Origin of the sequence: Veillonella magna, assembly GCF_959600285.1 — a bacterium.
GTDB lineage: Bacteria > Bacillota > Negativicutes > Veillonellales > Veillonellaceae > Veillonella_A > Veillonella_A magna.
The window spans coordinates 117,203-139,950 of the sequence record NZ_CAUGKU010000001.1 but is presented as its reverse complement, the minus strand read 5'-3'; the positions used below and the strand labels follow the sequence as shown (position 1 = coordinate 139,950).

At 46.9% G+C, this 22,748-nt stretch carries 19 protein-coding genes; 14 read left to right on the top strand and 5 right to left on the bottom strand.

Annotated elements, in window-relative coordinates:
• Nucleotides 1–69 precede the first annotated feature (69 nt).
• The 8 genes from xdh to Q5873_RS00605 all read left to right on the top strand — a co-directional run bounded on the left by xdh (nucleotide 70) and on the right by Q5873_RS00605 (nucleotide 11,521).
• Nucleotides 70–2,622, top strand: coding sequence for a selenium-dependent xanthine dehydrogenase (xdh, locus tag Q5873_RS00640; RefSeq protein WP_276789111.1), 2,553 nt, complete (start codon nucleotides 70–72; stop codon nucleotides 2,620–2,622).
• 17 nt (nucleotides 2,623–2,639) lie between these two features.
• The gene (locus Q5873_RS00635; protein ID WP_303058889.1) at nucleotides 2,640–3,974 is read left to right on the top strand and encodes a nucleobase:cation symporter-2 family protein; all 1,335 of its coding nucleotides are present in this window, start codon (nucleotides 2,640–2,642) and stop codon (nucleotides 3,972–3,974) included.
• Between the two features lie 342 nt (nucleotides 3,975–4,316).
• Nucleotides 4,317–5,606 carry a nucleobase:cation symporter-2 family protein gene (locus tag Q5873_RS00630; RefSeq protein WP_438364086.1) on the top strand — a complete coding sequence of 430 codons (1,290 nt, stop codon included), beginning with the start codon at nucleotides 4,317–4,319 and terminating at the stop codon, nucleotides 5,604–5,606.
• A gap of 286 nt (nucleotides 5,607–5,892) precedes the next feature.
• Nucleotides 5,893–6,339: an MOSC domain-containing protein gene (locus tag Q5873_RS00625; protein ID WP_367997311.1), complete on the top strand. Its 447-nt coding sequence runs from the start codon at nucleotides 5,893–5,895 to the stop codon at nucleotides 6,337–6,339.
• A gap of 22 nt (nucleotides 6,340–6,361) precedes the next feature.
• On the top strand, nucleotides 6,362–7,330 hold the full coding sequence (moaA, locus tag Q5873_RS00620) for a GTP 3',8-cyclase MoaA (protein ID WP_303058884.1): 969 nt from the start codon (nucleotides 6,362–6,364) through the stop codon (nucleotides 7,328–7,330).
• 133 nt (nucleotides 7,331–7,463) lie between these two features.
• The gene (locus Q5873_RS00615) at nucleotides 7,464–8,612 is read left to right on the top strand and encodes an aldose epimerase family protein (RefSeq protein ID WP_303058882.1); all 1,149 of its coding nucleotides are present in this window, start codon (nucleotides 7,464–7,466) and stop codon (nucleotides 8,610–8,612) included.
• 271 nt (nucleotides 8,613–8,883) lie between these two features.
• Nucleotides 8,884–9,435 carry an ECF transporter S component gene (locus tag Q5873_RS00610; protein ID WP_303058880.1) on the top strand — a complete coding sequence of 184 codons (552 nt, stop codon included), beginning with the start codon at nucleotides 8,884–8,886 and terminating at the stop codon, nucleotides 9,433–9,435.
• A gap of 232 nt (nucleotides 9,436–9,667) precedes the next feature.
• Nucleotides 9,668–11,521, top strand: coding sequence for a carbon starvation CstA family protein (locus tag Q5873_RS00605; protein ID WP_275114250.1), 1,854 nt, complete (start codon nucleotides 9,668–9,670; stop codon nucleotides 11,519–11,521).
• Nucleotides 11,522–11,744: 223 nt separating this feature from the next.
• Here the strand turns inward: Q5873_RS00605 and Q5873_RS00600 are convergent, their stop codons facing one another.
• Together Q5873_RS00600 and Q5873_RS00595 are read right to left on the bottom strand one after the other, a co-directional pair.
• Nucleotides 11,745–12,494, bottom strand: a complete 750-nt coding sequence (locus tag Q5873_RS00600) for a LytR/AlgR family response regulator transcription factor (RefSeq protein WP_303058877.1) — start codon at nucleotides 12,492–12,494, stop codon at nucleotides 11,745–11,747.
• Nucleotides 12,495–12,512: 18 nt separating this feature from the next.
• The gene (locus Q5873_RS00595) at nucleotides 12,513–14,231 is read right to left on the bottom strand and encodes a LytS/YhcK type 5TM receptor domain-containing protein (protein ID WP_288190386.1); all 1,719 of its coding nucleotides are present in this window, start codon (nucleotides 14,229–14,231) and stop codon (nucleotides 12,513–12,515) included.
• Between the two features lie 299 nt (nucleotides 14,232–14,530).
• On the opposite strand from Q5873_RS00595, the gene Q5873_RS00590 reads away from it, so the two are divergent.
• On the top strand, nucleotides 14,531–14,671 hold the full coding sequence (locus tag Q5873_RS00590) for a hypothetical protein (protein WP_169718812.1): 141 nt from the start codon (nucleotides 14,531–14,533) through the stop codon (nucleotides 14,669–14,671).
• A 124-nt stretch (nucleotides 14,672–14,795) separates the two neighbouring features.
• On the opposite strand, the gene Q5873_RS00585 is transcribed toward Q5873_RS00590, so the two are convergent.
• Nucleotides 14,796–15,689 (bottom strand): fumarylacetoacetate hydrolase family protein, encoded by an 894-nt coding sequence (locus Q5873_RS00585; RefSeq protein ID WP_288190388.1) that lies wholly within the window; start codon nucleotides 15,687–15,689, stop codon nucleotides 14,796–14,798.
• Nucleotides 15,690–15,704: 15 nt separating this feature from the next.
• Nucleotides 15,705–16,109 (bottom strand): hypothetical protein, encoded by a 405-nt coding sequence (locus Q5873_RS00580; RefSeq protein WP_028255310.1) that lies wholly within the window; start codon nucleotides 16,107–16,109, stop codon nucleotides 15,705–15,707.
• Between the two features lie 249 nt (nucleotides 16,110–16,358).
• Between Q5873_RS00580 and Q5873_RS00575 the strand changes: the two genes are divergently transcribed.
• From Q5873_RS00575 to Q5873_RS00555, 5 genes are all read left to right on the top strand, one after another.
• Nucleotides 16,359–17,372: a 2-hydroxyacid dehydrogenase gene (locus Q5873_RS00575; RefSeq protein WP_288301567.1), complete on the top strand. Its 1,014-nt coding sequence runs from the start codon at nucleotides 16,359–16,361 to the stop codon at nucleotides 17,370–17,372.
• 42 nt (nucleotides 17,373–17,414) lie between these two features.
• Nucleotides 17,415–19,085: a glutamine--tRNA ligase/YqeY domain fusion protein gene (locus Q5873_RS00570; protein WP_303058875.1), complete on the top strand. Its 1,671-nt coding sequence runs from the start codon at nucleotides 17,415–17,417 to the stop codon at nucleotides 19,083–19,085.
• Between the two features lie 14 nt (nucleotides 19,086–19,099).
• Complete coding sequence (locus tag Q5873_RS00565; RefSeq protein ID WP_288190391.1) at nucleotides 19,100–19,744, top strand: hypothetical protein; 645 nt, start codon at nucleotides 19,100–19,102, stop codon at nucleotides 19,742–19,744.
• A 318-nt stretch (nucleotides 19,745–20,062) separates the two neighbouring features.
• Nucleotides 20,063–20,632 (top strand): DUF3793 family protein, encoded by a 570-nt coding sequence (locus Q5873_RS00560; protein ID WP_028255306.1) that lies wholly within the window; start codon nucleotides 20,063–20,065, stop codon nucleotides 20,630–20,632.
• Nucleotides 20,633–20,651: 19 nt separating this feature from the next.
• On the top strand, nucleotides 20,652–21,071 hold the full coding sequence (locus tag Q5873_RS00555) for a flavodoxin (protein WP_028255305.1): 420 nt from the start codon (nucleotides 20,652–20,654) through the stop codon (nucleotides 21,069–21,071).
• Nucleotides 21,072–21,428: 357 nt separating this feature from the next.
• Here the strand turns inward: Q5873_RS00555 and Q5873_RS00550 are convergent, their stop codons facing one another.
• The gene (locus tag Q5873_RS00550) at nucleotides 21,429–22,595 is read right to left on the bottom strand and encodes a pyridoxal phosphate-dependent aminotransferase (protein ID WP_303058873.1); all 1,167 of its coding nucleotides are present in this window, start codon (nucleotides 22,593–22,595) and stop codon (nucleotides 21,429–21,431) included.
• Nucleotides 22,596–22,748 lie beyond the last annotated feature (153 nt).

Below are 22,748 nucleotides of genomic sequence, written 5' to 3'. Positions count from 1 at the left end.
GGTCTGCGGTACTGGTTGGTATCGCAGTGCCTGTAATAGTGATAACTAACGAAGGGAGGTTCCTTGTATATGTTTCGTTTTCAGGTAAATGGTGAGTGGCGCGAGTCCGAAAAAGACATGAAGCTACTTGATTACTTGCGTGATGAATTGCATTTAACGGGAACTAAAGACGGCTGTGGTGCCGGTGCATGCGGTGCTTGTACGGTAATCGTAGACGGTAAAAAAGTAAAATCCTGCGTGTTTAAGTTGTCCATGTTGGAAGGTAAGCACGTAGTTACTATAGAAGGTTTGACTGAACGGGAACGCGAGGTCTATGCGTACGCATTCGGCGAGTGCGGTGCTGTACAGTGTGGTTTCTGTATTCCCGGTATGGTCATCAGTGCGAAAGCGTTATTGGATGAAAACCTCAATCCTACGCGCGATGATGTGAAGCTGGCCATTAACGGTAATATTTGCCGTTGTACGGGGTATGTAAAAATTGAAGATGCCATCTTGATGGCTGCTAAATTTTTCCGCGAAGATTTACCCATTCCGCAAAGTGATCGGTCCGGTAAAATCGGTACGCTGCTTCACCGGGTGGATGCGAAGGAAAAAACCTTGGGCACCGGTCGTTATGTAGATGATATGGTATTGCCGGGTATGATTTATGCCAAGGCAGTACGCTCTAAATATCCGCGGGCCATCGTAAATAAAATCGATATTTCAAAAGCAAAGGCACATCCGGACTGCGTAGAAGTATTGGTGGCAAAGGATGTTCCTTTTAATAAGACCGGTCATATCATTCCGGATTGGGACGTACTTATTGCAGAAGGCGATACGACGCGCTATGTAGGCGATGCTATTGCTTTAGTGGCGACGACCCATAAAGAAACGCTTGATGAAGTATGCGGGTTAGTCGATGTAGATTATACGGAATTGGAACCGATTACTTCGCCGGCGCAGGCATTGGCGGAGGGCGCTCCGAAGCTACATCCGAAAGGGAATGTACTGGCCCATGAAGTGTTGTCTCGCGGCAATGCGGAGGAAGCCATTGCTAATGCTAAATATGTGGTGACGCGTCATTATTCGACTCCGCAAACGGATCATGCGTTTATGGAACCGGAATGTGCGATTGCCGTAAAACGCGATAATGGCGAACTCGATTTATATACAGGCGGACAAAGCGTATACGATGAACAGCATGAAGTATCGCGGATGTTGGAAATTCCGGCAGAGGCCGTACATGTACACAGCATGCTCGTCGGCGGCGGCTTCGGCGGTAAAGAGGACATGAGCGTACAGCACCATGCGGCGCTTATGGCGTGGAAAACGGGTAAACCGGTAAAGGTTAAATTCTCTCGTCAGGAAAGTCTGGACATTCACGTAAAACGTCATGCCATGGAAATGGATATTACCACCGCTTGCGACGAAGAAGGCAACATCGTTGGCAGCAAGGTAATTATCGTATCCGACTGCGGTGCCTATGCATCCTTGGGCGGACCGGTATTACAGCGTGCCTGCACGCACTCCGGCGGTCCGTACCATTACGATAACTTTTATGTGGAAGGCACCTGCGTATATACCAACAATGTACCGGGCGGCGCGTTCCGTGGTTTCGGGGTAACACAAAGTTGCTTCGGGCAAGAGGTAAATATCGACTTGCTCGCAGAGATGGTAGGCATGGATCCGTGGGAATTCCGTTATAAAAATGCGATTCGCCCTGGGGAATCGTTACCGAACGGGCAGTTAGCCGGACCGGAAACGGGTCTGGTGGAATGCCTTGAAGCCGTTAAGGATGCTTACTATGCCGGTGAACGTACGGGGCTGGCGGTATGCATGAAGAACAGTGGTATCGGCGTAGGTTTGCCGGACGTAGGTCGAGTACGTCTTGTGGTTATCGATGGCAAGGTACATATTCGTACGTCGGCCGCTTGTATCGGTCAGGGCATTGGTACTGTGGCTACGCAGATTCTATGCGAAACGGCAGGTATTTCGGCAGATGATGTAGTTATGGAAGCGCCGGATACGGATTTAACGCCGGATTCCGGTACTACGACGGCATCAAGACAGACCGTCTTTACCGGTGAGGCTACCCGCAAAGCAGCTGCCGATCTTAAAGAAGCGTTGGCAGGTAAGACGCTTGCCGATTTGGAAGGTATGGAATTCTACCAGGAATATCACGGTATTACCGATAAGATGGGATCGCCGAAACCGCATCCGGTCAGCCATGTGGCATATGGTTACGGTGCCTGTGTGGCAACCATCGATGAAAAGAATTTTGTGTCCCAAATGGACGTGGCTTTCGATGTAGGTCGCGTCATCAATCCGAAGGCCTGCGAAGGTCAGGTGGAAGGCGGTACACTCATGGGCATGGGGTACGGCGTTTCGGAAGATTTCCTTATGGATAAGGGACAAGTAAAAAGTAAATACGGCACCCTTGGTCTTCTTAGAGCCAAGCAGCGCCCTCAAATTCATGTAAGCTTTATTGAAAAGGGAACGCCGGATCAAATGGCGTACGGTGCTAAAGGAATTGGTGAAATCAGTAGCATCCCGATGGCTCCGGCTATTTCAAATGCGTATCGTCGTATTGATGGTGAGGAAAGACGTTCCCTTCCACTCAAACATACGGGGTATAAGAAATAGTCAGGAGTTGAAGAAGAATGAAACAAGGCGAAACAACAGTAAGTCCGGTAGACCAAATTCTGCCGGTAGGCCATATGTTTGCCTATGGATTACAGCATGTATTGGCCATGTATGCCGGTGCGGTAGCCGTGCCGATCATCGTGGCCCAGTCATTGGGGCTCAGTACGGAGCAGCTTACATATTTAATTAATGCCGACCTTATGGCTGCCGGCGTAGCTACGTTGATTCAAACATTGGGCTTTTGGAATGTAGGGGCTAAAATTCCGATGATTCAAGGGGTAAGCTTTGCATCGGTAGCGCCGATGCTCGTCATCGGTCACGAACAAGGATTGCCGGGCATTTTCGGAGCGGTTATGGTAGCCGGGGCGGTAGCGTTTTTCCTATCGCCGTATTTCAGCCGCTTAATTCGATTCTTCCCGCCGGTTGTTACGGGGACAATCATTACTCTTATCGGTATTTCTTTGTTGCCGGTAGCCGTGCGCTGGGCCGGCGGCGGTAATCCGGCAGCTCCGGATTTTGCAAGCATGCATAATTTGTTATTGTCGCTCATTACCTTGGGTATTGTTGTGATTGTATATCGTTGCTTTAAAGGGTTTATCAGCAATTTGTCCATTCTCATTGGCTTGGTAGGAGGTACCTTAATCGCCTACTTTATGGGCTATGCTAATTTCTCGGCTGTGGAACATGCAGCTTGGGTGGGCATTGTACCGCCATTGTTCTTTGGTGTACCTACCTTTGAACTATCCGGTATTATCTCCATGATTGTAGTTATGTTGGTTATTATGGTGGAAACGACCGGTGACTGCATTGCTATCGGTGAAATCGTTGGTCGCCGCATTGACAAACCACGTTTGGCTGCATGTTTACGCGCCGATGGGTTATCTACGTTTATCGCATCAATCTTAAACAGCTTCCCGCATTCCGCTTTTGCCCAGAATGTAGGCCTCGTGGCGGTAACGGGGATTAAGAGTCGTTTCGTGGTAAGTTGTTCCGGTATTATCTTATTGGCCTTGGGCTTATTCCCTAAAATGGGCGCACTTATCGCGTCGATTCCGAGTGCCGTTCTCGGCGGAGCAGGGCTTGCCATGTTCGGCATGATTATTGCCAGCGGTATTCGTGCATTGGGTAAGGTATCCTTTGACGGCAACTACAACCTGATGATCGTAGCAGTCAGCTTGAGCCTTGGGATGATTACATTGGCAGAGCCGCACTTCTTCAGCAAATTCCCGTCTTGGGCACAGATTGTTATGCACAGTGGGATTACCTTCGGTAGCTTAGTAGCGGTTGCTATGAATTTGCTTCTTAACGGCAGTGAAGGACATCCGTCAGATCGTCCGGATAAAATAAAGTAGTTTATGTGCGTCAGTACAACATTGTACATCAGCACAACATCATACAACATCATACATCAGCCTAACGTCGCACACCGGCACAAAGCGTCATGTATCAGCACAGGGTATGTCGGTGTATTAATAATAGAGCTAATGTATGTAAGTTTATTGATAAGAAAAAAGGAATTTTGCTTACATTTGTCGAAATATGTGTAACAGGTATGCCATCAAAGCGGGACCACAAAGGGATGCAAGAACAGGTCGTAGTATCAAGTTTCACGATTAGCGTATAACTAACGCAGAATTTAGAGGTGAACCATGAACGATAACGTAAAAGACCGCGACATCCATCCGGTCGATGAGATGCTACCGGTGACGCAGCTGTTTGCGTATGGCCTTCAGCACGTGTTGGCCATGTATGCCGGTGCAGTAGCAGTACCTATTATTGTCGCCCAGGCGATGCACTTGTCGCCTGAAGAACTGATTCGTTTGATCAACGCGGACTTATTCACGTGCGGGATTGCTACGTTGATTCAAACCATCGGCTTTTGGAAAGTAGGGGCTAAGATTCCTATGATTCAAGGCGTAACCTTTGCTTCCGTAACTCCGATGATACTCATCGGGGTTGAACACGGCATGACGGCGATTTACGGAGCCATCATTGCGGCAGGTTTGTTCACCTTCCTCATTGCGCCGTATTTCAGTCGTTTAATTCGTCTGTTCCCACCGGTAGTAACCGGTACCATTATTACCATTATCGGTATTACATTATTGCCGGTATCGGTACGTTGGATTGGTGGGGGCGGAAATCCGAATTCCCCGGATTTTGCAAGTCCCATGCATCTTATGCTAGCCTTTATTACCTTATGTATCGTTATCATTGTATATCGTTATTGTAAAGGCTTCTTAAGTAATATCGCTGTTTTGATTGGTCTTATCGGTGGCACGGTGATTGCTATGCTGCTGGGACAGGCTAATTTTAGCGAAGTAGGGCGTGCCAACTGGTTTGATATCGTAACTCCCTTGGCCTTCGGTGTGCCGGTCTTTGATATAGGCTCTATCATTTCGATGTGTATCGTAATGCTCGTCGTTATGGTAGAAACGACCGGTGACTGCATTGCTATCGGCGAGATTGTAGGACGACCTATCGGACGCAAAAACTTGGCTAAGTGTTTGCGCGCGGATGGTCTTTCTACCTTGCTGGGCGGTATTCTTAACAGCTTTCCGTACACGGCATTTGCACAGAATGTAGGCCTTGTAGCGGTCACTCGCGTTAAGAGTCGTTTTGTAGTGGCTGCGTCGGGCATCATCTTGGTGGCCTTAGGGTTGTTCCCGAAAATGGCGGCTATCGTAGCCTGCATTCCTAACTCCGTATTGGGCGGAGCCGGTCTTGCCATGTTCGGTATGATTATTGCCAGCGGTATTCGCGCATTGTCTAAAGTTAACTTCGAAGGCAATTACAACCTGATGTTGGTAGCTATCAGTATCGGTATCAGTATGATTACATTGACTGTGCCGAACTTCTACCATAATTTCCCGGGTTGGGCAAAGATTGTGCTTCATAGTGGGATTACATTGGGCAGCTTGACAGCGGTGATTCTTAACCTGATTCTGAACGGATTCGGCGAGGAATATCATGTAGACGAGGATTAGTTTTGCAAATCAAGGTTCCCGCTTGGATACTAAAAAAGTCTGTAAGCTATATTTCATCGGAATGTAGCTTACAGGCTTTTTCTTATGGTTGCGTGGGCAACGGTCAGGGACAGTCGGGTTTAAGTACAATACAAGTGGTACAGATGTAATTATAGTACCTCATGGAAGTTGGATGGTTATGTTATAATAAAAAACAGGTGTAGGCGATCATGAGGTAGTTGATTTTATAATAATGTGTAAGCCGACGGTGATGCCGTCGCACAGTATAGGAGTATATATGAAAGACATGACAACTGCTAAGGTAATCGCTATTTCTATTAGTGAAAAGAAGGGGCAAAAAAAACATAATATTCCGGAAGCGGAGCTGATTGCCGATTTTGGTATGAAGGGAGATGCCCATGCCGGTAAATGGCATCGTCAAATTAGTTTGCTCGGCATTAAGAGTATTGATCTCATGCGGGCTAAGGGAGCCGATGTAGCGCCTGGTGATTTTGCAGAAAACATTACCGTAGAAGGGGTAACCCTGTACGAATTGCCGGTAGGTACGGTTATGCATATCGGTGATAGTGTGGTGTTGGAAGTTACGCAGATTGGCAAGGAATGCCATTCCGGTTGTGAAATTTTTAAACAGGTTGGTTCTTGCATTATGCCGACACAGGGCATTTTTGCAAAGGTAGTAACGGGTGGTATCATCCGTGTCGGTGATGCGCTTCGCATTGAAACAGTAGTGTAGCTGCGAAGAGAAAGGTAGCAATATGGTAACGGATTCATGGGGGCGAACAATTGAATATGTACGTATCTCCTTGACAGAGGCTTGCAATTTTTGTTGCCCCTACTGCAGGCCGGAAGAGATTACTCCGGAAAGCCAACATAATTTAGTCAATGCTGATGAGTGGATGGTTATTCTCGAAGCCTATCATCGCCTTGGGGTGCGTGCTTTACGGCTTACCGGCGGTGAACCTTTGCTGTATCCCCAGTTGGAAGAGCTTTTGCAGCGCGTAGCAGCTACGGGATGGTTTGAAGATATTTCAATGACTACCAACGGTAGCTTGCTGGCACCAAAGGCAAAACGGCTTCGTCAGCTCGGCTTGAGTCGCGTTAATATCAGCTTGGATGCGGTGGATGAAACGACCTTTGATACGCGCACAGGTCGGCGCGGACAAATGGCAAATGTGTTGGCCGGTATCGAAGCCGCCCTGCAGGCAGGCTTTGTGAATGTAAAAATCAACACCGTTCTTATGGAGTCCTTGTCCGATGATTCGGTGCGAGCGCTGCTGGCGTATATCGATAGATGGCCTGTTATTTGGCGTTTTATCGAATACATGCCCTTCCAAGGCGATACGTTTAAGGGCCCGTCGTTTGAAGAATGGCGGGCACAATTGGAGCGACTTACCGGTGGTGAGCTTCGTGAAGTGCGTCACGTACATGGCTTTGGGCCGGCATCCTATTATGCGTTGCCGAACGGTCGCGAGGTAGGATTTATTTTTCCCATGAGTCATAGCTATTGTGATTCCTGCAATCGTGTACGCATGACGGCGGATGGCAAGTTGCGGCTTTGCCTGTTGCGGGATGACGAAGCGGACATTGCCCGACAGGTGCGCCAAGGACTGGATAGTGAGGCACTGGCTATGTATATTGCGGAGGCCTTACAGCTGCGCAAGGAAAAGCATGATGGTATAAGTATGGACACACCACAGCGAGAAATGTGGCGCATCGGTGGGTAAATCAATACCTTGGCAACCAAGTAAGCGATCAGTGATAATGTAGGGCGTTTCATGGAATGAGGCACGGTGATGTTACGGATGGGCAGCAGGCATTGTGTAGTGTTCCATTCGTGCGGACAAAGGGAGGAATGAAATGCGGCAATACATATATGGTGTTGATGAAACCGGTCGGACGGTGCAGGGCTATGAACTGAGCAATGAAGAGATAATGGTGCGCTTCATTGATTACGGCGCGCGACTGACGGATTTTATTGTAAGGCCCTTAGTCCGTAATATTGTACTGGGCTTTCCTTCGCTAACAGGCTATTTGGCCGATACGGCATCGCTAGGAGCCACCGTAGGACGCGTGGCCAATCGCATAGCGGATGCGTGTTTTACGATTAACGGCAAGACCTATTCCTTTCCTCCCAATGATGGGACGCATCTTTTGCACAGCGGAGCTGCCGGACTGGGAACGGCATTATGGCATCAAGGTGAATTGCCTGCTGAATTTTCTACGGCTATGGATGGTGCCGATGACAGTGTATGTCTCACGGTGACTATGCCCGGTGAGGTAGATGGCTTTCCCGGCGATGTAAAGGTCTATATGGTAGCCGGTCTTTACGATAAAGAGCTGCGGTTAACCTATTATTATCGGACTACCGAGGATTCGGTGGTGAATATAACCAACCATAGTTATTTTAATCTCAACGGCACCGGCGATATATTGGATCATAAGGTGCGGCTGTATGCGGCGCACTATGCGCCGTTCGGACGACCACAGATTCCCGACGGTACCGTAGTTGCGGTGAAGGGAAGTCCCTTTGATTTTACGGCGTGGCAGCAGATGGGCCGGCAGCTTCATCGGTACAAGGAGGCGTTAGCCCTGTATCGCGGTTACGATCATCATTATGTGACGCAGTCTTTGATGATGGACATGCCGTGCGTTATGCCTGATGGGACTGAACAAGGCATCGTAGCTGATAAGATGCTGTTGATACACGAAAATGATGAGGTAAAGGGCAGTGAAGAGGCGACACATATGCTATGTGGATCCTTTCGTACGTGTGATATCATGCTGACCATAAGCTCCGATGCGCCAGGCTTTCAGTTGTATACGGGAAACTGGTTGGATGATGCGGCAGGCCGTGAAGCGTATGGACCTTATGCGGGCATATGCATTGAGCCGCAGTTTATTCCCAATGATGTCAATTTACCTGCATTTCGTCAATCGCTAACGAAGAAGGATTGCTGGTATAGACGCACCATTGCGTATACGGTGGATACGTCTATGACGGAGTAAGTAATTATGGAATAGTTAATTGCAGAAAAAGAAATATCGATGAATACATGCGTATCAAGTACATATATATAGCGAAACGAACAAGTACATGCAAATGTGTCTTGTATAGCGATAGGTGTATAAAAAGGATTGTTACAGAGATTGATATAAAAAGGACGGTTGACCGATTAGGTTGGCTGTCCTTATTTATTTTTCTTAAACTGGATATACACATAGATACAAAAGTAAGGTACTATGTACCTACAGGAATTGAGAAAAAGGAGCGATGTATATGTCACAGTTAGTAGAAAAATTAGATACTCATACAGGGGCATCGTCATTACACACCACAAAGCGGTTAACCGTAGCCGCCGTCTTCATGGCTATGAATATTGCCCTTAGTTCGGTGAGCGTACCGGTACCGGGCGGTCATTTATATGTAAACGATATTGTCATTTGCTTGGCAGCGTTGCTGTTTACGCCGCGGGAAGCATTTTTTATCGGCGGTGTAGGTGCATTCTTAGGTGACTTTTTCTTTTATCCGGCACCTATGTTTGTTTCCCTCGTTACGCATGGCCTGGAAGCCTATGCGGTATCGTCGTTGGTAGCGCGTACCGGTTGGACACGATCAAAGCTGTGGGTTGCCTTTGCATTATTGGTGGGGGCCGTTATCATGGTTACCGGCTATTCCTTGGGACGTGCTTTCGTGTACAGCACACCGGAGTATGCGTGGATTAAGCTGCCTTTTGAAATACTCCAAGCCGGTATCGGTGTAGTGGTGGCGTACTTCGTTTATTTCTTTACCGGATTTTACGGATTATGGCAATCGTACTGGAAACGATAATACAGAGAGCGATTTCTTTTTACAGAGAAATATTTCTTTTTATAGAGCGCGGTTTCTTTTTATAGGGAGCTATTTCTTTTTAGAAACCTTGTATTTCCATTTACCCCCTAATTTATTCCATTCAGCGTAAAAGCGTTTACGACCTCCTCCGATATAGAGTAGAATGCGTACAGGTAGAAAAACTACTACGGAATCATACGTAACTACATGTATTGGAGGAGGTTTTTTAGACATGGAAATGAATGGCTTGTATCTAGTTATCGTTTCAGCCTGTGTCTTGATGATTGCCTATCGTCTGTATGGTGCTTTCATCGCAGCAAAAGTTTTAACTGTTAATAAGTATCGGGTTACCCCGGCCGTTGCCATCAATGATGGTGTTGACTATGTGCCGACGAATAAATGGGTAACCTTTGGTCAGCACTTTGCGGCTATTGCCGGTGCCGGTCCGTTGGTGGGTCCTGTTATTGCGGCTCAGTTTGGTTACTTGCCGGGCGTGTTGTGGATTTTGATTGGCTCTGTATTGGCCGGTGCGGTTCACGATTTTGTATTGTTGTTTGCCTCTGTGCGCTATAACGGTAAATCGATTGCCGATATTGCGAAGGGTGAAATTTCTAGTGTAGCCGGTATCGGCACGATGCTTGCTACGTTGTTCTTGCTCATCATCACGATGGCAGGGATGGCAGCGGTAGTGGCCAACTCGTTGGAAAATTCTCCGTGGGGTTTCTTCACGGTAAGCATGACGATTCCTATTGCCGTATTCATCGGTATTTACCTTCGTTGGTTGCGCCCCGGTAAAATCAGAGAAGCTACGATTATCGGTGTAGCTATGATTTTGGCGGCTGTCTTCTATGGCCCTGATGTGGCTGCTTCTTCGTGGGCACCGTACTTCACCTACGATCGTCAGTCCATCGAAGTTATGCTTGCTGTATATAGCTTCTTTGCAGCTGCATTGCCGGTATGGCTCTTGTTAGCACCGCGCGGTTATTTATCTACGTACATGAAAGTAGGTACCATCGGTGCGTTGGCATTGGGAATTATTGTTGTAATGCCGGTGATTCATATGCCTGCCTTCTCTGACTATGTATGGGGCGGCGGTCCGGTATTGAGCGGTTCCGCGATTCCGTTTGTATTTATCACCATTGCTTGTGGTGCGTTGTCCGGTTTCCATGCTACGGTATCCACCGGTACAACTCCTAAAATGATTACGAATGAAAAAGAAATGCTTCCTATCGGTTACGGCGCTATGCTTACTGAAGCGTTCATCGCTATGATGGCGTTAATCGCAGCTACCAGCCTTAACCCGAATGATTATTTTGCCATTAACTCTACGGCAGAAACCTTCTCTGCCTTGGGCTTATCCGTTCATGAATTACCGCAGTTGTCCCAGATGGTAGGCGAAGACTTGATGCACCGTCCGGGTGGTGCCGTTTCCTTGGCGGTAGGTATGGCTCATATCTTCTCGAAGATTCCGAGCATGGCACAGCTCATGGGTTACTGGTATCATTTCTGCATCATGTTCGAAGCATTGTTCATCTTGACATTGATCGACACCGGTACTCGTGTAAGTCGTTACATGGTACAGGAACTCTTAGGTTTTGCGTTCCCGAAAATGCGCGATGCCCATTGGACTCCGGGTGTATATATCGCTTCCTTCTTGGTATGCGTAACGTGGGGTTACTTGGTATTGCAGGGTAACATCGGCACGATTTGGCCGCTCTTCGGCGTATCCAATCAGCTGCTTGCTACAATGGGTCTTGCCATTGGTACAACGGTTATCATGCGTCTCGGTCACCAGCGCTATGCATGGGTAACGGCTATCCCGTGTGTGTTCATCGCTGTAATTACCGTTATGGCTGACTATCAGAACGTATTCGGCAGCTACATGCCGCAAGGTAAATACATGCTCGTAGTAGTAAGTATTATCATGTTTGCTCTTGTAGCCTTAGTAATGGTAGAAGCTGTTCGCAGCTGGATTCGTTTGGCAAAAGAAAAACCGGACTATCGTACGTCGAAAGAAATCGAAGAGGAAACGCTGGAATCCATGGATCCCGGTATGGTAGCGAATATGGAAGTAGGTCGCGACTAAGATCGGATTGTGACCAAGACTGAATTGTGACTTGGTTTGATAAAGACGGACGAGATTGTCCATCTATACAGTAAGAGCTGTAGCCAGTGAGGTAGAGAACTCATGGGCTACAGCTCTTTTATGTGTAAGTTATGTAATTGTTGTAGATATATAAGGGATACAGCCATCGACCGCCGCTGTTGACCACAGTCATCGAAGGGTGAAGATAGAATACGACGTTGACTTAGCCGATGCCTAAAATTTCTTTAATTAATTTTACCTGCGCTTTGCTTACGGGAATGTCGATAAGCTCTTCGCCTTTGGCCGTCTTATTGGGAAGTCGTAACCAATAGGTACCTTTAAACCAAGGCACTACTTCGTGCACACGGTTTAGATTGACAATGTAACTGCGGTGCACGCGGTACAGAGTAGTTCCTTTGACCCGTTCTTGAATATCGGCTAATGTCTTGTTGGAGCTGTAAATACCGGTGGTAGTATGTACTTCTAAGCGACCGGATTCGCCGGTAATAAAGTAGATGCTGTCCAGATCGACTAAAAGAATATGGGCGCCGTTATCTACGGCCAGTTTGTTAGGACGCGGCATGAGGGAATCATCGGCATCATCGCGCAAGACTTGATGCGCGCGTTGGATGGCCTTGGTCAGTCGCTCTTCTTCTATGGGCTTTACCACGTAGTCCAAGGCCTGTAGCTCGAAGGCTTGCAGGGCATATTCGTCATAGGCTGTGGCAAAAATAATAATACTGTTTGGTGATATATCGTGAATGACCGATGCGATTTCAAGGCCGGATAGGCCCGGCATATGAATGTCGAGAAAGATAAGATCCGGTTGAGATTTCGTTATGAGCGAAATTGCTTTGGTTGCCGTATCGGCTTCACCGATGATATGAATAGCATCGGCGTGATTGGTTTCCAACATGTAGCGCAGCTCATCGCGGGCCGGCTTTTCATCGTCTACGAGAATGGTGCGTAGCATAGTAAACCTCCTTTTCGTTTAAATGGTAGAGATGTGACGACGGGTGGCTTCCTCCGGTAATTCGCGGGGAAGGCGAATGGTAATTTGTGTACCTTCCTCCGGTTCGGAGGTAATAGACAGGCCGTATTTTTTGCCATAGATTCCTTGCAGGCGTTTATGCACATTACTGATGCCGATATGCCCTTCCGGAGGATGCTCCAAATAATAGGTAGGATCGTTGTCAAAGCCTACGCCGTCATCGATAACGGTTATGACCATGTCATCGCCGTCAACAGCACCGAGAATAGATATGGAGCCGCCTTCCTCACGGGGCTGAAGGCCGTGTTTAATGGCGTTTTCGATAATGGGTTGCAGCGTTAGCGAGGGAATGCCGTAGGAGAATAACGCCGGATCGATGGTATGTGTTACAAATAAGCGATCCCCGTGACGAGCCACGGCAATTTCCAAAAAGGCGGACACCTGTTCCCATTCCTTTTGAAAGGAAATGATGCGTCCCGTATACTGCAAGGTGAAGCGGAACAGCTGAGAAAATTTAATCAACAGTCGCCGTGCTGCTTCGGGATTGGTGCGGATAAGGGACGAAATAGTGTTCAAGGTGTTGAATAAAAAATGAGGATTAATCTGGGTGTGCAAGGCCTGCATTTTTGCCTCTTCCGTAAGCTTGGCTTGGCGATCGATTTCAGTTAACTCCAGCTGTGTGGAGAACAGGTCTGCCAGTCCTTGGGCAAAGGCGATGTCCGATGCATCGGGAATGCGGGACGGCTCGGTGTAGTACAGCTTTAAAGAGCCGATGATGGTATCCTTAATGGTCAAGGGCACGACAAGGGCACTTTGTAAGGTACAATGGGGGACGTTACAACCGATTTCATCGTGGTTATAGGCAATGTGAATTTTACCGGTGCGCAAGGATTCTACAGTTACACTGGTTAATGGATGCGGACGCTCCGGGCCGTGATGATTGGCTTCGGCTCCGATATAGGCAAGGACGCGCTCTGTGTCCGTAACGGACACGGCGGCGTAGGCGGTGTGCTTTTTGATGATCTTAACCACAGCGGTGGCCGTGTCCGGCGTTAAGCCTTGGCGCAGATAGCTTACGCTTTGTCGGGCAATAGCCAATAAGCTTTGGCTTTGACTGGCCTTTAAAATTTCTCGGCGGTGCATACTGTCCTTGATGATTTTTATGAAAAGTGATAAGCCGATGGAGTTGGCAATCGTCATGGGCAGAGCGATTTCGCTGACCAAATGATAGGCCAGGGCAAATGGCGTGGCAACGAGCAAAATAATTGTCATCTGCAACAGTTCGCCTATGCAGCCGATGAGTAAGGCCCAACCGGCGGGAATGGGTGTACGCGGCGAGTAGCGGTAAATAATTCCGGCCAATAACCCTTCCAGAATGGATGAGATGGCGCAGGCCAAGGCGGTAAAGCCGCCCAGGGAATAGCGATGTATACCTGCTAACAGCCCGACGATACCGCCGATGCGCGGCCCGGCGATGAGGCCGGCGGCCATAATGCCCACCATACGCGAATTGGCTAAGGCATCATCAATGGGAATGCCAGCGTAGGTACCGGCGATAGCAATGCCGGCAAAGATGATAATAAAGATGGTACTGTCCTTAGTTGACAGCTTGTGAGCAATCAGTCGATCGAAGAAGCGCATCTGTGATACAATAAGGCCTAATACAACGGCAATGCTGATACGCTTTATCATTTCAAAAAGTAATACTTCTACAGTCATAATGAGATATCCCTCGTGAATATACGAAATACAACATCAAGATGAAACCCGCATAATGTGGATATGCCTTGTAAGGTAAGGCATGGTTTGGTATCAGTATATCATATGAGAAAAGCGTATATCTAATATAAATTATAACTTGAGTTAAATTATCAAAATGTAGTACCATAAAGGTAATGAAATATGTCGTAGACAATACCGTACTTGTCATACCGCCGGAGCACAGACAAAATAATTGTGGGCGGTGCATGCTTGAGAGGTAATGATGGGGATACACAACTATATGCGGAGGTGACACTATGTGTTATTTTGAACTTATTAATAAAACGGGGCTTACTCGTTTTGGACAAGGCATGGAAGGGACGCTTCACTTTTTGGGGAGCCTCGTTATCCTGTTAAGTTTATTGCGATTAGGCGTATTCTGGTTGCTTGGCGTGTAAAAAAATAAAAGCCTTTAGGTTGTCTAAAAGTGAACTGCCCCCCGGTCGTTAGATGTTAGGTCTAACAATCGGGGGGCAGTGTATTAACGACAAATCCAAAGGCTTTTTTTATTTGGTTAACGACTTAGCGTCCTACCGGATTTTCAAGGGTACCGATATCGCTGATGGTAATGGATACTTTATCATCGTCTGCCAGGAAGCGAGGCGGTGTAAAGCCCATGCCTACACCGGCAGGGGTACCGGTGGCAATTACGTCACCGGGCTCGAGAGTAATGGAGCGACTTAACGTAGATACCAAGGTGGGGATGTCAAAAATTAAATCCGCCGTTGAACCGGTTTGGCGTAACTCGTCATTAACGTACGTATGAATTTCAAATGTTTTCGGCTGCTTATCGCCGATGAGAATGGCCGGTCCCATGGGACAGAAGGTATCCAGGCTCTTGCCCAACAGCCATTGACTGTGACGCTTTTGCAAATCTCGCGCCGTTACATCGTTGACGATGGTATAGCCGAAGATGTGATCGTACACTTCGTCCGCCGGAATGTGGGAGGCGCGTTTACCGATGATGATAGCCAACTCGCCTTCGTAGTCTACCTGTGAGGTAGTATCTTCGTGCAGGCGAATCGTTTTGCCCGGGCCGATAACGCTGGTCGGCAGCTTGGAGAAGAAAATGGGATGCTCCGGTACGGCTGCCTTTTCACAATCGAATTCGGCAATGTGTTCATCGTAATTTTTGCCGACGCAAATTACATTTTTATTCATAGTCAGCGGGGCTTCCAAGGTGACCTCGCTTAGGCGATACGGCTCGGCCATCGGCGTTTCGCGATGCTTTTGCAAGGTGGACGCCAATTGCAGAATCCCTTCGTCGCCTTCACGGATAAGTTCATCCAAGGTTTCCGGGAGAAACGAGAAATACGCTTCCTCTAAATCGGCGGCCCCCAAAATCGTCTGTGTTTCGTCGTCGATAACGCCCCACTGACGAAAGCCGTTTGCGGTTGTAAAGGTAGCAACCTTCATACTTGTCAACTCCTCTTATTTTTCCAAAAGTTTAATTTTTTTCAGCAGCCATTTTTCACAGCTTTTACGGTCGTTGAAGAAGCGCAAATCGCGTTCGTTCTTATAGTTAATGTAGAGGCCGTAAATAAAAGGTACTACCGTATCCGGAGCCATGTTAAATTTATCAATGGCCAAATAGGTACCCGGTTCGGTGACCGTTTCTAATTCTTCGAATGGGATTTCTCTGATGCTGAATGCTTCTCCGTTGGCACGGCGTCTTGTTCTCTTAGGCACAAGACTGAAGGTCTTTTTCAGACCGTGTTCGTCAATGGTCAAGAAAACAGGAAGATCCGGGTCATAGTCAGCAATCAGCTTTACGAGTATGCTCTTTGCCTCCCGTAGGGTGATTTCTTTCTCATCGATTTGTTCTAATACTGACATAGTCCAATCCTTCTCTTTCTTTAAGATACATGTTTCTTTTGTACTGTTTATACTAGTGGATAAGGAAATTACATACCTAGCGGTATTATATTTCATATCATTAGTATAGCAGATGAGCGCGGTTAAACAAAGTATATTCAGTATATAAGTATATAAATTTTATAGGCAAACGTAGCCTAAGAAGAGTGAATATGTGTTATAATAGTACATCATATATCGTATATGGCCACCGGCTGTAGACGATACCAAATGAAAAAACAGAGAGTTACGATTGGAGGGATTACCATGGGAAAACCGTTGGTTGTTGTACCGGGGTTGGTGCGTAAGGATGCCATTGCCTACTTGAGTGAACATGTAGAGGTGAGACAGTGGACGGAAAAGACGCCGATGCCACGGGAAACATTAAAGGAATGGCTCCGTGAAGCAGATGGGCTTTGGAGTATTAATAATGTGTCCGTTGATGCGGACTTAGTGGCGGATGCGCCGAAGCTGAAGGTGATAGCCCAAGCTTCTGTTGGCTATGATAATGTTAAGGTGGATGATCTTACGGCTAAGGGAATTCCCTATGGCAATACACCGCATGTGTTGACGGAAACGGTGGCTGAGTTAGCCTTTACCTTAGTGGCGACAGCGCGTCGTCGCATACTGGAAAATATGGATTTTGTTACATCCGGCCAGTGGGCACAGCGTCCGTCGAATATTAAGGGGCGCGATTTGAGTCGCACCACGTTAGGGATTATCGGTATGGGAAATATCGGTTTATCGATTTCCCGCCGGGCTCGTGCCTTCGGTATGACTGTTATTTACCATAATCGCCATCCTCGTAAGGACGATCATTTGTATATGATTGAATATCGTGATATGGACAGCCTGCTTCGGGACAGTGATGTGGTGCTGGTTGTGACGCCGCTTACGGAAGAAACGTATCACATGATGAATAGGGAAGCGTTCAAAAAAATGAAAAAGGATGCCTTGTTTGTTAATGTGGGACGCGGTAAAATTGTAGATACCGATGCATTGGTGGATGCCTTGAATGAAGGTGACATCGATTATGCTGCATTGGATGTAACCGATCCGGAGCCGTTGCCGCCGGACCATCCTCTGCTGAAGACCGGTAAGGTGTTGGTAGTACCGCACATCGGATCCTTTACGGACAGAACTCGCAAGGACATGGCCTTTTTAACGGCGGATAATATTATAAACGGCGTGCAGCAAAAACCGCTGAAAACATGTGTGAACGAAGAAATCAATTATAAGGAGTAAGGGCTTCGCCAAGGCGTGGCCGCATATAGGAGGAGATTACGGTTGGAAACGACAAATGAGGCAGTAAATTTTATTGAAGCCATCATCAACAAAGACAATGAAGAGGGGACGTACGGCAAGCGTGTACACACTCGTTTTCCGCCGGAGCCGAACGGCTATTTGCATATCGGCCATGCCAAATCGATTTGCTTGAACTTCGGTCTCGGTGTGACATATGGCGGGAAAACCAATTTGCGCTTTGATGATACCAATCCGGTGAAAGAAGATGTAGAATACGTACAGTCTATTGAAGAAGATGTAAAATGGTTGGGCTTCCAGTGGGATAAGGAGCCGTACTATGCATCCGATTATTTCGATAAGCTCTATGACTATGCGTGTGTGTTGATTAAAAAAGGCAAAGCCTATGTCGACGATCAGACACCGGAACAGATTAAGGCCAACCGCGGTGATTTTGCTACGCCGGGGACGGACAGCCCTTACCGTAATCGTTCGGTAGAGGAAAATCTCCGGTTGTTTGAAGAAATGAAGGCCGGCAAATATAAAGATGGCGAAAAGGTGTTGCGTGCTAAAATCGACATGGCATCACCGAATATTGTTATGCGCGATCCTGTATTATATCGTATTTTACATACCGAACATCATCGTACGGGGAATAAATGGTGCATTTATCCGATGTACGATTATGCGCATCCTGTAAGTGATGCTATCGAACGCATTACGCATTCTATCTGCACCTTGGAGTTTGAAGTGCATCGCCCGCTGTATAATTGGGTATTGGAAGATTGGGACGATACGGAAAAACCACAGCAGATTGAATTCGCTCGTTTGAATATCACCAATATGGTTATGAGTAAGCGCAAGCTGCGTCAGTTGGTAGAGCTCAAGCTGGTCAGCGGCTGGGATGATCCTCGTATGCCTACCATTTCTGGCTTGCGTCGTCGTGGCTATACGCCGGCGGCAATTCGTGATTTTTGTCAGCGTATCGGCGTGGCTAAAGCGGATAGCATCGTAGATGTAGCCCTTCTCGAATTCTGCATTCGCGAAGATTTAAAAATGAAAGCGCCGCGTCAGATGGTAGTTCTCGATCCGGTGAAGGTTGTTATTACCAACTATCCGGAAGGTCAGCAGGAAATGTTGACATTGGAAAACAATCCTGAAAATGAAGCTATGGGTAGTCGTGAAGTAAGCTTTAGCCGAGAAATATACATTGAACGGGCAGATTTTATGGAAGAACCGGTGAAGAAATTCTTCCGCCTGGCTCCGGGCAAGGAAGTCCGCTTGAAGGGTGCGTATATTATTAAGTGCGAAGATGTAGTGAAGGACGCAAATGGTGTCATCACGGAAATCCATTGCACGTATGATCCGGAAAGTCGCAGCGGTTCCGGTTGTCAGCGTAAAGTAAAAGGTACTTTACATTGGGTTGATGCCGCTACGGCAGTGGATATGGAAGTACGTCTATATGATTACTTGCTTACGAAGAGCGACGATGAAACGCCGGATAAAGACTTCTTAAAACAAATCAATCCAAATTCGCTTACGATTTGTCAGGCAAAAGGCGAACAGGCATTTGCTGCGACAAAGCCGGAAGACCACTTCCAGTTCTTGCGTCAAGGTTATTTTGTAACGGATAAGGACAGTACGGAAAATCATATTGTAATGAATCGTATTGTCGGTCTTCGCGATTCGTGGGCTAAGATGCAGAAAAAAGGATAAAAGGCGGGGAGTACATGATGAATTACAAAGCGTGGTGTTGTGCCGTGTTGTTGGCGGGAGCACTTACGGCAAGCAGTGTCCAGGCTGCGGGCTTGCGCACTGTGGAGTTATCGGCGAAGGACGTACCTGCCGGTTTTACAGCGGGATCTACGGAAGGCAAGGCGTTATTTGTAGGTCGTACAGATATGACGGCAAGAGCAGCCTTTATGGATATGGGGCTGTTGAGTGCCCATTCGTTTCTGCTGAATTACAAGGATAATGATGTCGTTAAGTATGCGTGGATTGGCGATGTACGCCTTGGCGAGCAGGGCTTGCAACGGCTTGGGGTTAACGGATCGATGCCGGTAATTTCAGCACAGGGCAAAGATTTGGAGGCTAGCTCTTTGCCTGAAGTAGCGGCGGTAATAAATAGCGGCCGTGCCAATATTTTGGCGCCGTATACTGTAGTTGAACCGTTAAAGGAAATAAAAAAGGGGCTATATACAGGTACCTTACAAGTGGCGACCAACGAAAAAGGGGTTACCTATAAAGAGGTATTGCATATGGTGGTATATGATAATATTTACTTCGGTCCAACCTTGCGTATCTTGGCGATTGCCGGTGACGATGATGCTCTGTTATGGCCTAAACTGAAACAGATGATGAATGTAACCAAGTGAGCGGCTACAAAGCGTCTCTAATAATATAAGAAAAGCGATAGCGCAGATAATGCGGTATCGCTTTTTATATAGACTGACATGTATCAAAAATGCATACCTCTATGCGATTAAGTAAATGAAAATAAATATCAATTATATTGACATAATTATGGTTTGGTTGTATGATTAAGCCAGAAGATGATTAGAAAATAATTGTTTTCCTAAAAATCTCATATGATAACAATGTGAGATTTACTATCAGATAAATCCGGATTTACTAGTATGACAGGCCATGAGAGCAAGTGTTCTCCGAATATATGACGAAGGCAGGTAGATCATATGATAAACTTGGTAGAATATATTATCGGTTATCATTGTGCACCGGCAATACGGGGAATAAAGGTAGCAAACCTTGTGGCGATACCACGTAATGTAGATACAATGGTGGCATCTGTATTGTCTGACTATAATACACAATTTAATCCGAAGGGCTTGCATTTTTACGAGCTTTGTCATTGCAAAGAGAGGCGGTTACTCTTAGTGTATCGCAAGAAGATGTTGGATGACTACTTGCGACAACCCGGTCATATGGCGTTTTTGAAGCGCTATGGCTATGATGCGAGGGAATCGCTAGAGGCATGGTTAGTGCGTTTGCGACGGCGCGTGGAAACAGAGGTTGATTTTCCTCACGAAATCGGCTTGTTTCTCGGCTATCCGTTGGTAGATGTAAAAGCCTTTATCGCCTCGAAAGGAAACGGCTATAAGCTGTGCGGTGAATGGAAAGTGTATGAAAATCAGGTGTCGGCAATGCGTTCGTTTTACTGCTTTCGCGTATGTCGCGAGTTCTGTCATACAGAACTGTTAAATGGAAAGGCATTAGGCGCATTAGTTGCGGCCACTGCGTGCTAGTAATAAGGAGGTAACAACAATGATTGGTGTAATTTATTGGTCCGGTACAGGTAATACGGCTGCTATGGCGGAAGCGGTAGGCAAAGGAATTGCTGCAGCCGGTCAAGATGTAGTTGTAAAATCTGTTAGCGATGTAACGGTGGATGAAGCAGCCGCTTTTGATAAACTCGCATTAGGTTGTGCCGATATGGGTGCAGAGCAGTTGGAAGATATGGAATTCGAACCGTTCTACAACGAATTGGAAGGTAAACTTAGTGGTAAGAAGGTTGTGCTCTTCGGCTCCTATGGCTGGGGCGGTACATGGCTTGATGATTGGGCAGAACGCGTAAAAGCAGCCGGCGGTGAAATTGTTGCCGATAATGTAGCTATTTTAGGCGCACCTGATGACGATGGCAATGCGCAGTGCGAAGCTCAGGGCAAAGCATTGGCTGAAGCATAAAAGCATCGGACGCTGATATAAGAATAAACTGCAATGTGGATATATCATTAGCCATCGTATCGAGTTATTAATGATAGAGTAATTACATTGTGTACATGTGTAAAACAGTATTAACTGTACAAGCACAATACAAAAATAAAACATACATATAAAATATAAAACCCCTGCAATGTGTGGAGATGGGATATACCGTAACCATACTTCGCAGGGGTTTTGTTTATCGTTATGTATTAAAGAATATATTTCGTGTACTATGACGCGATATATTCCAAGCAGCTTATGTTAAGGGGAGTAGCTGATTATATAGGCAGTTTATTCTAAGGAGAGTAGCCCAATACATATATGGTGTAATATGTTTTATTTACTATGCTCCGCTACGAATTCACCGATGCGCTGTAAAGCGATGGCGATTGTTTCACGGGATGATGCGTAGGAGCAACGAATCCGATTCTTACCGCATGCACCGAAAGCCGAACCGGGGACAACGGCTACATGCTTGGTGAGGAGTAGTTGTTCGGCAAATTCTTCATCACTAAGTCCGGTAGAAGAAATATCGGGGAACACGTAGAAGGCACCTTGCGGCACGGCTACCGGTAATCCCATTTTTTGGAAGCCGGTGACGATGAGTTCGCGGCGGGCTTTGTATTCATTGCGCATATCAATTACCGCATCATCACATTCGGTTAAGGCTGTAATGGCTCCGTGTTGAATTGGGGTAGCCGGTGCAACAATGCTGTACTGATGAATTTTAATGGCCGCATCGATGACTTCGTGAGGGGCACACATAAAGCCGATACGTAATCCCGTCATAGCATAGGCTTTGGAGAAGCCGTTAAGGATAACGGTGCGTTCTTTCATACCGGGAAGAGACGCAATACTTACATGGGTGGTGTCATAGGTGAGTTCGGAATAAATTTCATCGCTTACAACAATAAGGTCGTGTTTTTTTACTACTTCCGCAATACCTTCTAAATCCTGACGCGTTAAAATAGCACCGGTAGGATTGCTGGGGTAGCCCATGAGAAGAACACGCGTTTTCGGTGTAATGTGTTTTTCCAATGCCGCCGGTGTTAGTTTGAAGCCTTCCTCCAGAGTCGTGGGAACCATAATAGGATTGGCTTGCATGAGATGAACCTCTGCCGGGTAGGCCACATAGGACGGATCGGGAATGAGTACATCGTCGCCGGGATTCACCAAGACGCGAAGTGCTAAATCGATGGCTTCGCTGGCACCGATGGTGAGCATCATTTCGTTTTCGATGTAGTCAACGCCGTAACGACTGTGGTACCAATGACGAATAGCCGTGCGCAACGGCAACAAACCGGCGTTGGCGGTATAATTCGTTTCCCGCCGTTCCAAGCTGGCAATACAACTGTCGATGACTTTAGCCGGTGGTGCATAGTCGGGTTCGCCGACGCAAAGAGAAATTACGTTATCAATGGACATAGCCATTTCCCAGAATTTGCGAATTCCCGAAGGGGGTAATGTTTGTGCTGTTGTTGAAAGTTTTGTAGTCCAATCCATGAAATTCACCTCGTTGTTTGTATTCGTTGACAGTGAGCACTGTCAACGGGGTAAAAATAGTTCTGTGTACAACAGTGTACCATAAAAAAACAATTACGGATAGAATTTCATTAGTCGCCGTGATGGACCGGAAAGTGTGATATAATAATGAAT

Excerpts from the sequence above, each read along its gene's own strand:
- xdh (WP_276789111.1), top strand. The coding sequence starts at position 70 with ATGTTTCGTTTTCAGGTAAATGGTGAGTGGCGCGAGTCCGAAAAAGAC.
- Q5873_RS00635 (WP_303058889.1), top strand. The coding sequence starts at position 2,640 with ATGAAACAAGGCGAAACAACAGTAAGTCCGGTAGACCAAATTCTGCCG.
- Q5873_RS00630 (WP_438364086.1), top strand. The coding sequence starts at position 4,317 with ATGCTACCGGTGACGCAGCTGTTTGCGTATGGCCTTCAGCACGTGTTG.
- Q5873_RS00625 (WP_367997311.1), top strand. The coding sequence starts at position 5,893 with ATGACAACTGCTAAGGTAATCGCTATTTCTATTAGTGAAAAGAAGGGG.
- moaA (WP_303058884.1), top strand. The coding sequence starts at position 6,362 with ATGGTAACGGATTCATGGGGGCGAACAATTGAATATGTACGTATCTCC.
- Q5873_RS00615 (WP_303058882.1), top strand. The coding sequence starts at position 7,464 with ATGCGGCAATACATATATGGTGTTGATGAAACCGGTCGGACGGTGCAG.
- Q5873_RS00610 (WP_303058880.1), top strand. The coding sequence starts at position 8,884 with ATGTCACAGTTAGTAGAAAAATTAGATACTCATACAGGGGCATCGTCA.
- Q5873_RS00605 (WP_275114250.1), top strand. The coding sequence starts at position 9,668 with ATGGAAATGAATGGCTTGTATCTAGTTATCGTTTCAGCCTGTGTCTTG.
- Q5873_RS00600 (WP_303058877.1), bottom strand. The coding sequence starts at position 12,494 with ATGCTACGCACCATTCTCGTAGACGATGAAAAGCCGGCCCGCGATGAG.
- Q5873_RS00595 (WP_288190386.1), bottom strand. The coding sequence starts at position 14,231 with ATGACTGTAGAAGTATTACTTTTTGAAATGATAAAGCGTATCAGCATT.
- Q5873_RS00590 (WP_169718812.1), top strand. The coding sequence starts at position 14,531 with ATGTGTTATTTTGAACTTATTAATAAAACGGGGCTTACTCGTTTTGGA.
- Q5873_RS00585 (WP_288190388.1), bottom strand. The coding sequence starts at position 15,689 with ATGAAGGTTGCTACCTTTACAACCGCAAACGGCTTTCGTCAGTGGGGC.
- Q5873_RS00580 (WP_028255310.1), bottom strand. The coding sequence starts at position 16,109 with ATGTCAGTATTAGAACAAATCGATGAGAAAGAAATCACCCTACGGGAG.
- Q5873_RS00575 (WP_288301567.1), top strand. The coding sequence starts at position 16,359 with ATGAAAAAACAGAGAGTTACGATTGGAGGGATTACCATGGGAAAACCG.
- Q5873_RS00565 (WP_288190391.1), top strand. The coding sequence starts at position 19,100 with ATGATGAATTACAAAGCGTGGTGTTGTGCCGTGTTGTTGGCGGGAGCA.
- Q5873_RS00560 (WP_028255306.1), top strand. The coding sequence starts at position 20,063 with ATGATAAACTTGGTAGAATATATTATCGGTTATCATTGTGCACCGGCA.
- Q5873_RS00555 (WP_028255305.1), top strand. The coding sequence starts at position 20,652 with ATGATTGGTGTAATTTATTGGTCCGGTACAGGTAATACGGCTGCTATG.
- Q5873_RS00550 (WP_303058873.1), bottom strand. The coding sequence starts at position 22,595 with ATGGATTGGACTACAAAACTTTCAACAACAGCACAAACATTACCCCCT.